Below are 14,644 nucleotides of genomic sequence, written 5' to 3' on the forward strand. Positions count from 1 at the left end.
CATCACATCTCGACCGGGCCGCGAGCCGCCGCGCCGGGCGCCGGCCAGGCCGCCGACCGCGGCGCCGGAGGCGGCACCTGGAGTGCGCGCCCTGGCATACCCAGCAACACGGCCGGGTATGCCTGAGAGCGGCTCGAAACACTCATCAGGCTATGTGATTCACGACACAGGCCTCGTTAACGGAGCGTAACCAGGATCGCCCCATCAAGGCGCCCTGAAGCGCAACCAGGGCCTGGGATCGGCCTGTTACGCGCGATCTGGCCGGTACCCACTTAGTTACTGTCCCAAGAACCCCCGGTCCGTGAGATCGTCGTGCGCGTGGACCGAAGCTATGCCGGGGTTTTCCTCGTGGTCGTCGGCGGCGCGCTGCTCGCCCTGCTGGTCGCCGGGCGTCGCGCGGGAGGGAGCCTCGTCCGTGAGGTCTGGGGGCGAATGGGCCTGCTGCGCTGGGTGTTTGTACTGATCATCGTGGTGGTGTTCCTTGATCTGGCGGACGGGGCCGCTAATCGGTGATCACCAGTCGAGGGGCCGAAAGACTCCAGAAGTGCGCCCAATGGCCAAGACGTGGCACCCCGGGGTTTCCACCACGATCACCCGGTCCCGCGCCGGAACGTCGCACTGCGAGTTCACCCCGTCCCCACCCCAATAACAGCAGGTATCGGCGGCGTCGCAGTGCGCTATAAATGATGGATAATGCGCACAGTTCGATTTATGTGTTCACGCCCCTACATGCCTGACTCGTTATGCTCACTTCGCGTTACTCCGACGCCGGACGAGAGGACAGCGGGTGACTGGACAAACCTGGCTGTGGACCCCACCGCGGCCGACTCCAACAAGTGTTGGAATCGGGTCGCTGCTACGGGCGTACCGGCAGGCCCATGGCCTGACCCAGCAGCAACTCGCCGACCTTCTCGGCTTCGACCAGTCCTATGTGTCGAAGGTCGAGAGCGGTCGGCGGGCGATCCACGACATCTCCACGCTGCGCCACATCGCCCGCAACCTCGGACTGTCACCCGAGGACGTCGGACTCGCCCCCGGCGGTCTGGCCGACCGGCGTCGTGAGCCACCGCGCGGCTCGACAGTAGAGAAGGTGGCCGGCAGCCAGCGCGCCTGGCGCCTCACCCGCGACCACCTGAACCACCACCGGATCAGCCTGGCGCGCGCCGCCGCGCGGCTGTACCCGGAGACCTACCGCCTCGGCAACGGCCTGCTCGCCCGCCCCGGCTGGGTGTGGGACACGCCGGTCGACATCAACGACATCGGCCTGCGCTGGGAGGAGGCGGCCGGTGAGCCGGCGCTCACCGGAGCCGAGCCCGAGGCCGACGCGACCCGCCCGCTGGTCGGCGACGGTGGCGCGCAGTCCCGCTACCAGCGTTACACCCGGGCGATGCGCGACCTCGACCGGCCGACCCTCTTCGAGAACCGGCTGAGCTTCCGCCTGCTGGACGTCGCGGAGACCGCCGGCGCCGCCCCGACCCTCACGTTCGGACACACCACATACTTCGACGCGGTCGACGTCTGCGAGACCGTGGCGCACGAGACCGCCGCGGCCATGATGGGCGGCGAGCTCGCCTGGCCCGCGCTGCCGTTCCGCCGCCGCATCGGCGACCCGTTCGACCTGGCCGGCCGCGTCGCGCTGCCGTCCATCAACACCCTGACCATCCGCCTCGACCGGGGCAGCGCCAGCTTCGTGCTGCACCGCCGCAGCGCCGGCTCGGTGGCGACCGCGGGCGGGGTCTACCACGTGCTGCCCGCCGGGGTGTTCCAGCCGTCCGGCATCACCCCGTTCCACCACGACGCCGACTTCGACCTGTGGCGCAACGTCATGCGCGAGCTCAGCGAGGAACTGCTCGGCAACGCCGAGCACGACGGCAGCTCGTCCCGGCCGATCGACTACGACACCGACGAGCCGTTCCGCTCCTTCGAGCAGGCACGCCGGGCCGGTGGCCTGCGGGTCTTCTGCTTCGGGATCGGCCTGGACGCCCTGACGCTGTTCGGTGAGATCCTCACCGTGCTCGTCGTGGAGGCCGACACGTTCGACTCGCTGTTCGCGGACATGGTCCGCACCAACGCCGAGGGATCGGTCGTGTCGACCGGACCGGGCCGCCAGGCGCATGAGGGAATCCCCTTCACCCAGGCCTCGCTGCGCCGGCTGGTGGACACCGAGCCGCTCGCTCCGTCCGCCGCGGCCTGCCTGGAGCTCGCCTGGCGGCACCGGGAGACCCTGCTGCCGGGCCTGCGCTCGCGGTCAGCGGTCTGATCAGGCCGCTGTGCGCATCCTCGTCACCGGCGCCTCGGGGTTCGTCGGCGGTGTGACCGCCGACCTGCTCTGCGCCGCCGGCCACCAGGTCACCGCCCTCGTTCGGGACGCGACAGCGCGGTCGCGGCTGTCGCGGATGGTCGAGGTGGTCCAGGCGGACCTCCTCGAACCGCGTCAGCTCGCCGCGGCCGGCGTCAGCCGCGGGTTCGACGGGGTGTGCCACCTGGCCGCGTTGACCCGGGTGCGGGAATCCCGCGAGACGCCGCTGCGGTACTTCGCCGCGAACGTCACCGGAACAATCAACCTGCTCGCGGCCCTCGATGCGGGCACTCGGGCGACCGGCGTGGCCCCCCGGTTCGTGTTCGGCTCCAGCTGCGCCGTCTACGGGGACGGTGGAACCTCACCGATCCCGGAGACCCGCGCCGCCGCGCCGACCAGTCCCTACGGAGCTTCAAAACTGGCGGCCGAGCAGGCCGTGGCCTATCAGGCCGCGACCGGGCGGCTCGGCGCGATCGTGCTGCGCTCGTTCAACGTGGCCGGTGCGGTCGGTTCCCACTCCGACCGCGACAGCAGCCGGATCATCCCGGCCGCGCTCGGGGTGGCCTCCGGGCGGCGGGACGCCTTCCGGGTGAACGGCGACGGCGCGTCGATCCGTGAGTACGTGCACGTGGTCGACATGGCCCGGGCCTATCTGACGGCGCTGCGCGCGGTCGTGCCCGGCCAGTGCACGGTGTACAACGTCGGCTCCGGCGTCGGGGTGAGCGTGTCCGACGTACTGGCGACGGTGGAGAGCGTGACGGGGCGGGACGTCCCGCGGGTGACCCTGCCCGCGGTGCCCGAACCACGGGCGCTCATCGCCGACAGCACGCGGATCCGCGCCGACCTCGGGTGGAACTCACCCTCCTCGACCATCGAGCGGATCGTCGCGGACGCCTGGCGCTCCACCGCCGTGCTCGAATCGGTCCCGGTCGGCCGGGCGGACGTCCCGATCGGCACCTGAGCACCTCAGCAGCTGAGCACCTGACCGTCCGACCCGTCCGATTGCCCGGCGCGGGTTTCGTCGGTATGCCCGATCGGCCCGGGCCGGCGTGAAACGATGAGCCGACCAAAGCCGAGCCGACGAAGTCGAGCCGACCGAAGGAGAGGGCAGCGGTGGGTCGTCCCTTCCATGTCTATGACTACGAGGGCGAGCATCTGGGGGCGTTCCCGAGCTGGGAGCGCGCCCACGAGTGGGCCCACCTGCAGGCCGTCCTGAACGGCGTGCCGACCCCGCTGGAGGTGGAGGACCGGTCCACCTCCAGCCGGCGCAGGGTGTGGGCGGACCGCTGCGAGCCGGTGGGGGCCGGCGCATCGAACCCGGGCGCCCCGGCCAGCACCGGCACCCATGCCCAGGTCCGGTCCGAGGCTCACGTCGACGCCGACACGGACCTGCTCGCCGCGGGGCGCTGTGCCGCGGTGCGGGCTCCGGTCTTCGCGCCGCCCCACCCCCGGCAGTCGACCGAGTACGCGGACGGTTTCGTCGCGGACGGTGTCCTCACGGAGGGCGGGCACACCGCTCTCACCGACGCCGCCCGCATCGAGTTGTGACGGTCTCGGGCCACCAGACGATCTCGGGCCACCACTTTCCGGCCACCCTCACCATGGGTGGCACACGGACTGCCCTCCGCCAGGAGAATTTTTTCCAACGCAACGTGACAGATTGCCGACCAAAGCGTGGCCCGGCAGGGCATGACAAGACGTTATAAAGCAGGTCATATCCTTCCAGGGAGGCATCCATCATGGCTGCCTCGTGCCCGGTCCTGCCTGGCCGGGAACTGCCCTCGCGCAACCTGACACTCCACCTGGTGAGCTGAGCACACTAATCTGGCGGCTGTCGTCGGGGATTCACCGCACTGCGAGGCACCTTCGACGTGCCTCGCAGTGAATCGTGGGCGACGGGCACAGCCGAGACGCTCCTTGGGGGAGACGAAAGTGGACGAGCAGACCGCTGCCGCCGGCGGAGCGCGACCGACGTCGCGCCTCGTCGTCGATGTCGTGCGAGCGCTGCGGGGATGGGTGGTCGCCGCAGCCGGCGGCGTTCTTCTCCTCGGCTGCTACCTGGGCGTCTCCAAGGAGACGGACGTCGCGTACCAGCTCCCGTATGTGGTGTCGGGCGGCTTCGGCGGCCTGGCGCTGGTCCTCGTGGGCAGCGCCCTGCTGGTCGCCGACCGGGTGGACGCCAACCAGGCCACGCAGAACCGGCTCGCCGGCCAGGTCGACGACCTGCACACCCTGATCATCGCCGCCGCGGCCAGCGGAGCGGCCGACACCGAGGCCGCCGACCTGCCCGCGCCCGCCGCCCAGGGGCACGACGTCCCGGGCCACGGCGCACCGGGCCAGCCGTTCGTGGCCCAGACGAGCTCCGCCTCCGCGGCCGTCTCCGGCCAGCGGTTCTGAGCCGGCCCCGGACGACACCATGGGCACCGTCGACCCGGGCGCGGGGCCGCTGACCGGCCCGTCCCCGGCACCTCCCGCGGAGTGAGCGGATGACCAGTATCGATCTCGCGCTCACCGCCATCTCGCTCGGGGCGATCGCGGCCCTGTCCGGTATCGGCGTGCTGGTCACCTACCGGACCAACGGCGTTCTCAACTTCGCCCAGGGCGGTATCGCCACCCTGGTCGCCTATGTGTTCCGCGAGATGGTCGTCGAGTGGGGCCTGCCGATCTGGCTGGCCGCGGTCCTCGCGCTCGCGGTCCTCTCCCCCGGCATCGGCCTGCTGCTGGAACGGCTCGTCTTCCGCCCGCTGGCCCGCCGCCGTGCCTCGGCCGCGGAGTCGCTGGTCGCCAGCCTCGGCGTCCTCGTGCTCACCCTCGGCATGACCGCCGGCATCTGGGGTCTCGGCTCCCGCGGCGACGCACCGAGCATCTTCCCGGCGGACACCGTCAAGATCGGTGACACCCGGGTCGGCGTGGACGCCCTCGCCGAGCTGGCGATGGTCGTCGTGTTCTGCATCGTCCTCGGCGTCCTCGGCGCGAAGACGAAGTTCGGCCGCCAGGTGCGGGCCGTCGTCGACGACCGGCAGCTCGCCGAGCTCTCCGGGGTGCCCGCGGACAAGGTGGCGGCGGCCGGCTGGGCACTGGGCACCACGATGGCCGGCCTCACCGGCATCCTGCTGGCGCCGCAGTTCCGGCTCACCCCCTACGGTCTGACCCTGCTGGTCCTGGAGACGTTCGCGGTCGTGGTGGCCGCCCGGCTGGCGAGCCTGCCGGTGGCGGTGCTCACCGCGCTCGGGATCGCCGTCGCGCAGAGCGAGCTCAAGCAGGTCACCCTGGACGGCGACGCGGGAACGGTCCTCACCGTCCTGCAGTCGAACCTGTTCATCGTCATGCTGCTGGTCCTGCTCCTCGTCGTGCCCAGGCTGCGCGAGCTCGGCAACGGAGACTCGGGCTCCACCGGGAGCTTCTCCAGCCGGGGCGCGCCGCCGTCGGGCCCGGTGAGCCGGGATGAGGCCCGCCGCGACGTCCTCGGCAAGCTCGGCGGCGCCGCGCTGCTGATGGCGCCGATGACCTTCGCCCCGGCCGACCTGCGCTCGGCGTTCATGGTCCCGGCGCTGGCACTGATCTTCCTGTCGCTGGTGATCCTCACCGGGTACAGCGGCCAGCTCTCCCTCGGTGTCGCCGGCTACGCGGGGCTGGGCTCCCTGTTCACCCTGAAGCTCGCCAACGGTGACCTGTTCGGCCTGCCGGCCGTCCCCGGCATCTGGGCCATGTTCATCGGCGCGATCATGGTCGCGCCGATCGGACTGATCACCGGCTGGCCGGCCATCCGCCGACGCGGCCTGGTCCTGGCGCTGACGACCTTCGCCGTCGGCGCGGTCGTGAGCCGCTTCGTCTTCGAGCAGCCGGACTTCGCCTCCGGCCTGTACGTGGACCCGCTGGAGCTCTTCGGCGCCGAGCTGGGCGACAAGGCCTTCTACCTCTTCGAGCTGTTCTGCCTCGGCCTCGGCCTGTTGGTCGTCCGCAGCCTGCACCATGGCCGGATCGGCCGGGCGCTGCTGGCGGTGCGTGACCACTCCGAAGGTGCCGCGGCGGTCGGCGTCGACGTCCGCAGCCTCAAGCTGCTCGCGTTCACCATCTCCTCGGCGGTGGCCGGCCTCGGCGGCGCGCTGCTCACCTTCAGCGCGTCGTCGTTCTCCACCGACGACTTCGCCCCGATGCAGAGCCTGCTGTGGTTCACGGCGGTGGTCGTCTTCGGTGCGGACAGCGCCGCCGGCGCCATCATCGCGGCCGGCTTCATCGTCGCCATCGACGTGCTCGCCCCGGCCGGCTCGTCGATCCTCGCGGTCGGCATCCTCGCGCTCTCGCTCGGCTGGCTGCCGGGCGGCCTCGCCTCCGCGGTCCGAGGCGGCATCGCGTGGGTCGCCCGGGTGCTGGCGGACGAGTTCGTGCCCTCGGCGCACACCACCCACGCCGCGGCCAACCGGCTGACCCGGGCCGGCGGGGCCGTGCCGGGCATGGCCGGCACGGCCGGCGCCACCCGGCACGGGGCCGCCGGATCCAGCGGGTCCGGCGGGTCCGGCGGGTCCGGCGACGGCATTCGGATCGTGCTGCCCGCCGGTGCGCCCAGGCCCACCCCGCTCGGCGAGACGCTGCTCATCGCGGTCGCGAACCACACGGCCCGCAGCGGGCTGACCCTCGACATGCTCCCCAGCGCGCGGGCGGGCGAGGCGGACTCCGCCGAACGCCAGGGCCTCTCCGGGCCGCGGCCACACCTGCCCGCAGTTCCGGTTGAGAGGGGTGCCTGATGAGCCGCAACAACCTGTCGGCGCGTGGCCTCGTCCGCCGCTACGGCGGCCTCACCGCCGTCGAGGACGTCAACATGGACGTCCCCAGCGGCCAGATCACCGGCCTCATCGGACCGAACGGCGCCGGCAAGTCCACCCTGTTCAGCCTGCTCACCGGGGTGGAGCAGCCCGACGAGGGCAAGGTCCTCCTCGGCCAGCGCAACATCACCAGGATGAGCCCGGACGCCCGGTCCCGGCGCGGGCTGGTGCAGACCTTCCAGGTGCCGTCGCTGTTCCCCAGCCTCACCGTGGCGGACAACCTGCTCGTCGCCGCCGAGAACCGGCGCCGCGACTACGCCGGGGACCTGCTCGGGTTCAGGGCACGCGGGCGCACCGGTGCGCTGCAGATCGTCGACGACGTCCTGGCCTCCCTGCAGCTGGAGGACATCCGGGAGAGCATCGCCGGCACCCTGCCGACCGGTGCGCTGCGGCTCGTCGAGTTCGCCCGCGCCCTGTGCGCACGCCCCGACGTGCTGCTCCTCGACGAGCCGGCCAGCGGGCTGGACGCGGCCGAGACCGAACGGTTCTCGGCGCTGGTCCGCCGGATCGCCGACGACGGAGTGGCGATCCTGCTCGTCGACCACGACGTCGACCTCGTCTTCAAGGTCGTCGACCGGGTGTATGCCATGGTCGGCGGCCGGGTCGTGGCGGAAGGCGCACCCGCGGCCGTGCGCGCGGACCCGACCGTGCAGTCGGTGTACCTGGCGCAGGGTCCGCTGACCTCGAAGAACACGGGTGCCTCGCCGGCGGGCGGGCCGTCAGGGGGCGGACCGCCCGCGGACAGCCCGCCGACCGGCGGTCCGCCCGCCGTGGCCGTGTCGTCTGGAGAGCTTCGTTGACCGCCAACCCCGCCGCGATCGGCGACACCCACCTCGCCGACGGCCCGAACGGCACGCCCACGGCCGAAGCGGGCCTGCCCGCCGTCGAACTGCGGCTGGAGAACGCCCGGGCCGGCTACCGCACCATCGAGGTCCTGCACGGCATCGACATGGCCATCCCCTCGGGGGCGGTGACCGCGCTGCTCGGCGCGAACGGTGCCGGCAAGAGCACGACGCTGCGCACCATCGCCGGGCTCATCCCCCTGCGCGGCGGCTCGCTGACCTGGCGCGGTGAGCAGATCACGAAGATGACCACGACGAACCGGGCGAAGCGTGGGCTGATGCTCGTCCCGGACGAGCGGGCCGTGTTCGCGACCCTGTCCGTCCGCGACAACCTGCAGATCATCGCCGAGGCCAGCGGTCACCCGGACATCACCCCCGCGCTGGAGGCGTTCCCCCGTCTACAGGAGCGCCTGAGCCAGCGGGCCGGCTCCATGTCCGGCGGTGAGCGGCGCATGCTGGCCCTCGCCCGCGCGCTGCTCGCCCGCCCGTCGGTGCTCATGGTGGACGAGCTGTCGCTGGGCCTGTCCCCGAAGGTCGCAAGCGAGCTGTTCGCCTGGCTCGGGACGGTCGCCGACGCGGGTACGACCGTGATCCTCGCCGACCAGTACACCGAGGAGGCGCTCGCCCTGGCCGACATGGTGTACGTCCTGCATCGCGGCGAGATCACCTTCGCCGGTACACCGGCGGAGCTCGGCGCCAGCGAGCTGCTGGCCGCCAGCGCACCCTAGGGCCAAAGGGCCAGCAGCCGCTCAGCCGCCAACAGCCGCTCAGCCTGAGCCCCTCAGCCGCCCCCTCGAAAGGGCTGGCCTGAGACCTCAGGCTGAGGCATGGCCTCTGACAAGGCAAGATCTGGCCTCTGACAAGATCTGAGGATTCTGGTCGCGCTCGCGGCAAAAATGCTCGGATCTTGCCCGGCAGCAATCCCAGTCGCGGCCTGCGACACCCTTCGCCTCTTCGGATGCCCCTTCGCCTCTTCGGATTCCGGAGCGGGCGGGCCATACCTGGAGTGGGACGGAACCACGCCGGAGTGTGTCGGGCCCGGATCGGGCGCCGACACACTCCGGCGTCAGGCTCAGGCTGCCGGGTAGGGCAGGTTCTTGACCGTGTAGCAGTTGGTGTTCATGTCGCCGCTTTGCGTCAGCCATCCGCCCTTGCCACCGTTGGCGGTGTCCTGCCAACGGGCCACATTGAGGCAGTTCTTCGACTCGGCCGGCGGCTGCTGGTCCTTGACGAAGTCACGGGCGGTGAGCAGGCCGTTGCCGGTGTACGGCTCGCTGCGGTTCATGTACGTCTCGACGCACTCACGGGTCAGGTTCGCCCCGCACGACGCCATCGCGTCGGTCAGCCACTGCGCGGAGGCATAGCCCTCGAGCATCCACTGGTTCATCTTCGCGACGCTTTCCGGCTCGTACGTCGCGACTGCGTCCTGGAACGCCTTGACCGCCGGGATCGAGGTGTCCGAGAAGGTCGCCGACTGGGTCGTCGCGTAGACGAGGTTGCGGCACTGCGGCGAGTTGGCGTAGAGCGTGCCGACCGAGCTCGACATGCCCTGCGCGGTGGTCACCTTCGCCTTCAACGGGACGCCCTGGCGCTCCATCGACTCGCAGAGCTTGGCGTTACCGGTGTCCTCCATCGCGTCGAACACGATCTGGACGCCCTGCTGCTTCATGTGCTGCGCGACCGAGTCCCAGTTGGGCGCGGCGAGGTTGATCGGCTCCTCGACCACCTTGTAGCCCTCGGCCCGCAGGCCGTTGGCGATCTTCGTCGCGTACCGCTCGGACTGGGCGATGCTGTAGTAGACCACCGCCGCCGTGGTCGCGCCGAGCTTCTCCTTGTACCAGCGGTACTCCTCGGTGCCGCCGTAAAGGTTGCCGTCGAAGCCCGGCCGGCGGCCGTCCCGCGGGTAGTCACTGCCGTAGATCGAGTACAGGTGCGGGTACTGGTCGTACTGGACGCCCACCGGCTGGCCGCCGATGTCCGGCACGCCCTCGGAGTTGATGTACTGGCCGCCGGCGTAGTCGAAGGCCGTCACACCGGCGAGGGCGAACACCTTCTCGTCGTCGACCAGCTTGTGCGCGCAGGCGACGTTGTCGTCGCCGGTGCTCTTGTCGTCGCACGACACCAGGGTCACCTTGCGCCCGTTGACGCCACCCCTGGCGTTGAGCGCCTCGAAATAGGCGCGTGCGCCGTAGAGGGACGCCGAGAACGTCTCCGGCCCCAGGCCACCGCTCATGCCGGTGATGTTGCCGATCTTGATCTCGGTGGGCGTCACACCGGTGTCGGACGCGGTGTTGGCCGAAGCAGCACCGGTCTGCGTACCTTCGCCGGACGGAGCCGAGTCACCCGCACGGCTGCCGCAGGCGACGAGCGCCAGGGAGGACAGCACGACCCCGGCGACGAGCGCTCTCGCTCGCATGAATTGCACTCCTCTGATAGGTCGGCGGCGCTCACACGCCACCAGCTCTGCGCGGGCCTCGCCGGTCAGGCTACCGACAGCGACCACGCCGTCGGCAACAGGACCGCTACCTGCCGTCAGGCTCGTCCAGCGCCCCGCACGAACAACCGACGCCACCACGTACGACGAACCGGCGGAGCAGCCGGGCCACCGGCATCCTCCGCACTCACGCCAGCGGTGAGGTCCTCATCACTGATCGGGGGCTCCGCGACCACGACCGCGGGTTCCGCCACCGGTTCCCGATCGTCACCCGCACTCGCGCCCAGGGCCAGCTCACCGTCAACGGCGCCGTCGTTCCCCGCGCCACCGTCGGCGTCAACGGCCCGGCCCGATGACAGTGCGTCACCGACGGGTTCGGCCGACGCGGGCGGCGGAACCGACACGGGGGCGGCCTCCGGGACGGGGGCGCCGCGGCCCGCGGCCGTGGTGGTGGCCGTGATCGCCGCGACCGTCTCGTCGATCGCCGCGATCACCTGCCCGAGTGCCAGAACCGCGTCCACACCCTGCGGTGTCTCCCCGTCGGTGGCCCCATCCCGTGCGAGCGCCGCCTGGGAGACCGCCTCGATGGAGGGGGCCACGGCGGCCTCGACTGCGGCGACGAGCGCGTTCGAGGCCGCCGCGGCCTCGCTGACCGGCACCTCGTCAACCGGCACCTGATCGACCGGGACCGAGTCCTCGACGGGTGCGACGCTCTCGTCGACCGGGACCACGTCCTCGACAGACACGGTCTCCTCGACCAACACCACGTCCTCGACCAACACCACGCTCTCGACCGGCGCGACGTCCTCGGACACCACCTCGTCGACCAACACCACGTCCTCGACAGACACGGTCTCCTCGACCAACACCACGCTCTCGACCGGCTCGAGCACCTCGACCGGCTCGAGCACCTCGACGGGCTCAGCTGCCGCCTCGTCGGCGAGGGACTCCTCGGACACACGCGCGCTCGGGACGGTGACCTGGGGCGAGGCCGGCTCCGCGCCAGTCGCCGGCTCGGGTTGAGCCAAGGGCAGGTCACTGGCCTGCGCTGCTACCGGTAGCGCCTCGACGGGCTCCACCGACACCGCTGTCTGCGCCGCGCCCACCGACACGGGCGCGCTCACGGCCACCACGTCCAGCTCGGCCACCGCGACGTCCGGCTCTGCCACCACGTCCGGCTGGGCCACCGCCACCACGTCCGGCTCGGCCACCGCGTCCGGCTCGGCCGATGCGACATCCGGCTCGGCCACCGCGACGTCCGGCTCCGCGGTCGGCGTCACCAGCAGCCGGTTGAGGATCAGGCCGCCGGGACCGGGGCCCCGGTCCAACTTGCCCTGCGCCGCGAGACGCCGGCATGCCTGGTTCACCGTTGCACGATTCGCGCTGATCGCCGCGGCCAGCGAGCCGTCATCCAGTCCGTCGGGAATCAGCGCGAGCTGCTCGAGAATCCGGTCAGCAACAGTAGCCACATTTGGGGACGCTATACGTTATCCCCGCTCCTTCCCGCATCGGGGGTACGTAAGACCAGCGGTACTGCGTGGGTGGACCGGTTAGCCCGGTCGGTCCCGGGAACGCCCAAGGTCGAGACCGGCCAGCGCACCACGGGTCCGAAGCACCAGCGGTCTGGCCGTCCGCAAGCGTTCACGCCGCATCAGCTCGGCCGTTCGCACCGGAACAGGAGGCAGCGATGACATGGCCCGCCTCGGACATCCAGCCGGACCTCGACGTCCTTGACCTGGACAGCAACTCACCGCTGGAACGCGCCGAGATCACCGACAGCGACGACCTCGGGTCGACCGACGCGGGTCTCGACCCACTCGACGACAGCTGGGATCCGCCGGACACGCCGAGCGGACTGGTTCGCAATCCGATCACGCCGCGGGAAGAGCGTTCGTCGTCCTTTGATCGTCAGCTTGCCGCCGAGGTCCCTGACCCTGATCCATACGCCGAGTCGGAAAGTGGCGATGCCGGCGCGGACGACAGCGATTTCTTCGCCGAAGGTTCGTCGAACATCGCGGCGTTCGACGACACGAACTCGGACCAGGTTGTCGAGAGCAGTGACGGTGCCCACCGCCGCCACCGACCAGCCGATGACGAGGCGTGGCGGCGTACCGCCGAAGAGGAAGCACTTCACCTCGACCCGCGTTCCTGACTGTTCCTGAGTGTTCCCGGCCCAGCCCCGCGTTCCCGTTCCAGGCCCGGCCCGTTCATAACCGCCCGCCCAACGGGAATCCATCCGAAGCCGACCCGCACGGCGCGGCCGAAGGGCCGGCCGAACCCGTCCACGACCGGGGTGAGACTGTCGTTTTCACCCGGTACGCACCAGGCTGGGCCGGGCGGCTGGGGGTGGGCATGGCGGAGGGCGGCCGTCGCACCGGCCAGGTTGATCTGATCGGGCTGAGTCTTCGTTTCGGGGGCAGGACCGCGGTTGACGACGTCAGCCTGACGATCAAAGCCGGTGAGTACTTCTGCCTTCAGGGGCCGCCCGGCAGCGGCAAGACATCCGTACTGCGGCTGGTCTCCGGGGCGGAACAGCCGTCGGCCGGCCGGGTCCTGCTCGACGGCGAGGACCCGACCTGCAGACCCAACCACCGACGCGCCGTCAGTGCGATCTTCGGCGGCTACACGCTGTTCCCGTTCCTGGATGTCGCCGCGAACGTCGCGTTCGGGCTGCGGCACGCCCACGGCCCGGCCGGCCCCGGCCGCGCCGAGACGTCAGCGCGGGTGCGCTCCGCGCTCGCGGCCGTCCAGATGTCGGAGTACGCGCGGCGACGCCCGCCGCAGCTTTCCGGGGAGCAGCAGCAGCGGGTGGCACTGGCCCGTGCGCTGGTGGTCCGGCCGCGGATCCTGCTGCTCGACGATCCCCTCCAGGCCATGGACGAACGGTTGCGGCCAGCGCTCCGGGAGGACCTGCGGGCCGTGCAGCGTCAGGTCGGGCTGACCGTCGTGCACACCACCGTCGACCGTGACGAGGCACTGGCCCTCGCCGACCGGGTCGCCGTACTACGCGACGGACGGATCGTGCGGGTCGGTACGGCACCCGAGGTGCACGCGGAGCCCACGGCGGCCTGACCGGCCGCGGACAGGCCGGTGCTGGCGGACAGGCCGTACGGCGATCAGCTGTGCGGCGGCCGGCCGGGCAGGTCCACCGTTCCACCGGCCTCGGACCTCCGCCGGTGCGCGAGCGCGGCGAAGATCTCCAGCGCGACCCGGTGCGCGCTGTTCACGGTCATGTCCGCGTGGTCGTACGGCGGCGAGACCTCGACGATGTCCGCGGCGACGACCGGGGCGTCGAGCGCGATCTGCCGCACGGCACGCAGCAGATCGGCCGGGGTCATGCCGCCCGGTTCGGGGGTTCCGGTGCCCGGCGCGAATCCCGGGTCGAGCACGTCGATGTCGACCGAGAGGTAAAGCGCGCGGCAGCCGTCGACCGCCTGCGCGATCGCCTCGGCGATGACCTCACGACTGCCGCGTTCCCAGATCTCGTGCATCAGATGCCAGCGCATCCCCTGCTCGCGCATCCAGGCGAAGACGTCCGGGGGTGGCCAGTACCCGCGCAGCCCAACCTGGACGAAGTTGCGCCCGCGCACCGCACCGGACTCGATCAGCCGCCGCATCGGCGTCCCGTGCGAGGCCAGGTTCCCGTCGATGATGTCCGCGGTGTCGGCGTGCGCGTCGAAGTGCAGCAGCCCGACCTCGCCCCAGCCGACGGCCTCGGCCACCCCGCTCGCGGCGGGCCAGGTGATCGAATGGTCACCACCGATGATCACCGGACGGATGCCGAGCCGGGCGATGTCACCGACCTTGGCCCGGATGTTGCGGTGTGAAGCCTCGGTCAGGCCGTGCGGGCAGTGCGCGTCACCGGCGTCGACGACGTCGAGCCAGTCGAAGATCTCGATCCCGAGGTCGAGATGGTAGGTGCCCGGGTTGTAGGCCTGTGCGCGCAGCGCCCGCGGCCCGAACCGGGCACCGGGCCGGTGCGTCGTGGCGATGTCGAACGGCGCGCCGACGACCGCGACGTCGGGACGGCGCGCCCGCAGCTCGTCGAGGCCGGGCATCCAGGGCCGGTCCGCGAAGGTGGCGAGGCCGGCGTACCCCGGCGCGTCCGGCCCGGGGTCATCCGCCGACGCCGACGCACCAGCGCCCGTCGCACCCGCATAGGGCGGCACCGGCGACGGTTCCGGGCCCTGCGCCATGAGTACCGCCCCACTCCTCGCCACTGTCAGCCATCAGAGCATCACTCAAC

13 protein-coding genes are annotated in these 14,644 nt (G+C 71.3%); 10 read left to right on the top strand and 3 right to left on the bottom strand.

What is annotated here, in order from left to right; translation table 11 throughout:
• Positions 1-318: 318 nt before the first annotated feature.
• From AWX74_RS21810 to AWX74_RS21845, 8 genes are all read left to right on the top strand, one after another.
• Entirely contained in the window at positions 319-513 is a 195-nt protein-coding gene (locus tag AWX74_RS21810) for a hypothetical protein (protein WP_035953415.1), read from the top strand.
• A 274-nt stretch (positions 514-787) separates the two neighbouring features.
• Positions 788-2,260, top strand: coding sequence for a helix-turn-helix domain-containing protein (locus AWX74_RS21815; RefSeq protein WP_091280036.1), 1,473 nt, complete (start codon positions 788-790; stop codon positions 2,258-2,260).
• A 10-nt stretch (positions 2,261-2,270) separates the two neighbouring features.
• On the top strand, positions 2,271-3,260 hold the full coding sequence (locus AWX74_RS21820) for an NAD-dependent epimerase/dehydratase family protein (protein WP_091280039.1): 990 nt from the start codon (positions 2,271-2,273) through the stop codon (positions 3,258-3,260).
• A gap of 152 nt (positions 3,261-3,412) precedes the next feature.
• Complete coding sequence (locus tag AWX74_RS21825) at positions 3,413-3,847, top strand: hypothetical protein (RefSeq protein WP_091280043.1); 435 nt, start codon at positions 3,413-3,415, stop codon at positions 3,845-3,847.
• Between the two features lie 384 nt (positions 3,848-4,231).
• Positions 4,232-4,696, top strand: coding sequence for a transporter (locus AWX74_RS21830; protein ID WP_091280046.1), 465 nt, complete (start codon positions 4,232-4,234; stop codon positions 4,694-4,696).
• Between the two features lie 89 nt (positions 4,697-4,785).
• Positions 4,786-7,044 (top strand): ABC transporter permease, encoded by a 2,259-nt coding sequence (locus AWX74_RS21835; RefSeq protein ID WP_091280048.1) that lies wholly within the window; start codon positions 4,786-4,788, stop codon positions 7,042-7,044.
• Positions 7,044-7,922: an ABC transporter ATP-binding protein gene (locus AWX74_RS21840; RefSeq protein WP_091280052.1), complete on the top strand. Its 879-nt coding sequence runs from the start codon at positions 7,044-7,046 to the stop codon at positions 7,920-7,922. Before AWX74_RS21835 ends, AWX74_RS21840 begins: the two co-directional genes overlap by 1 nt.
• Before the next feature lie 74 nt (positions 7,923-7,996).
• The gene (locus tag AWX74_RS21845) at positions 7,997-8,692 is read left to right on the top strand and encodes an ABC transporter ATP-binding protein (RefSeq protein WP_054565368.1); all 696 of its coding nucleotides are present in this window, start codon (positions 7,997-7,999) and stop codon (positions 8,690-8,692) included.
• Positions 8,693-9,036: 344 nt separating this feature from the next.
• Here AWX74_RS21845 and AWX74_RS21850 read toward each other — a convergent pair whose 3' ends face one another.
• Positions 9,037-10,380: an ABC transporter substrate-binding protein gene (locus AWX74_RS21850; RefSeq protein WP_091280059.1), complete on the bottom strand. Its 1,344-nt coding sequence runs from the start codon at positions 10,378-10,380 to the stop codon at positions 9,037-9,039.
• 116 nt (positions 10,381-10,496) lie between these two features.
• A complete protein-coding gene (locus AWX74_RS40155) occupies positions 10,497-11,867 on the bottom strand; it encodes a hypothetical protein (protein ID WP_165615724.1) in 1,371 nt (456 codons plus the stop codon).
• Between the two features lie 218 nt (positions 11,868-12,085).
• On the opposite strand from AWX74_RS40155, the gene AWX74_RS21865 reads away from it, so the two are divergent.
• Positions 12,086-12,550: a hypothetical protein gene (locus AWX74_RS21865; RefSeq protein ID WP_054564578.1), complete on the top strand. Its 465-nt coding sequence runs from the start codon at positions 12,086-12,088 to the stop codon at positions 12,548-12,550.
• Positions 12,551-12,750: 200 nt separating this feature from the next.
• Positions 12,751-13,470, top strand: a complete 720-nt coding sequence (locus tag AWX74_RS21870) for an ABC transporter ATP-binding protein (RefSeq protein ID WP_091280069.1) — start codon at positions 12,751-12,753, stop codon at positions 13,468-13,470.
• 44 nt (positions 13,471-13,514) lie between these two features.
• Here the strand turns inward: AWX74_RS21870 and speB are convergent, their stop codons facing one another.
• A complete protein-coding gene (gene speB / locus AWX74_RS21875; protein ID WP_091280072.1) occupies positions 13,515-14,594 on the bottom strand; it encodes an agmatinase in 1,080 nt (359 codons plus the stop codon).
• Between the last annotated feature and the right edge of the window lie 50 nt (positions 14,595-14,644).

It is taken from the genome of Parafrankia irregularis (assembly GCF_001536285.1).
Taxonomy (GTDB): domain Bacteria; phylum Actinomycetota; class Actinomycetes; order Frankiales; family Frankiaceae; genus Parafrankia; species Parafrankia irregularis.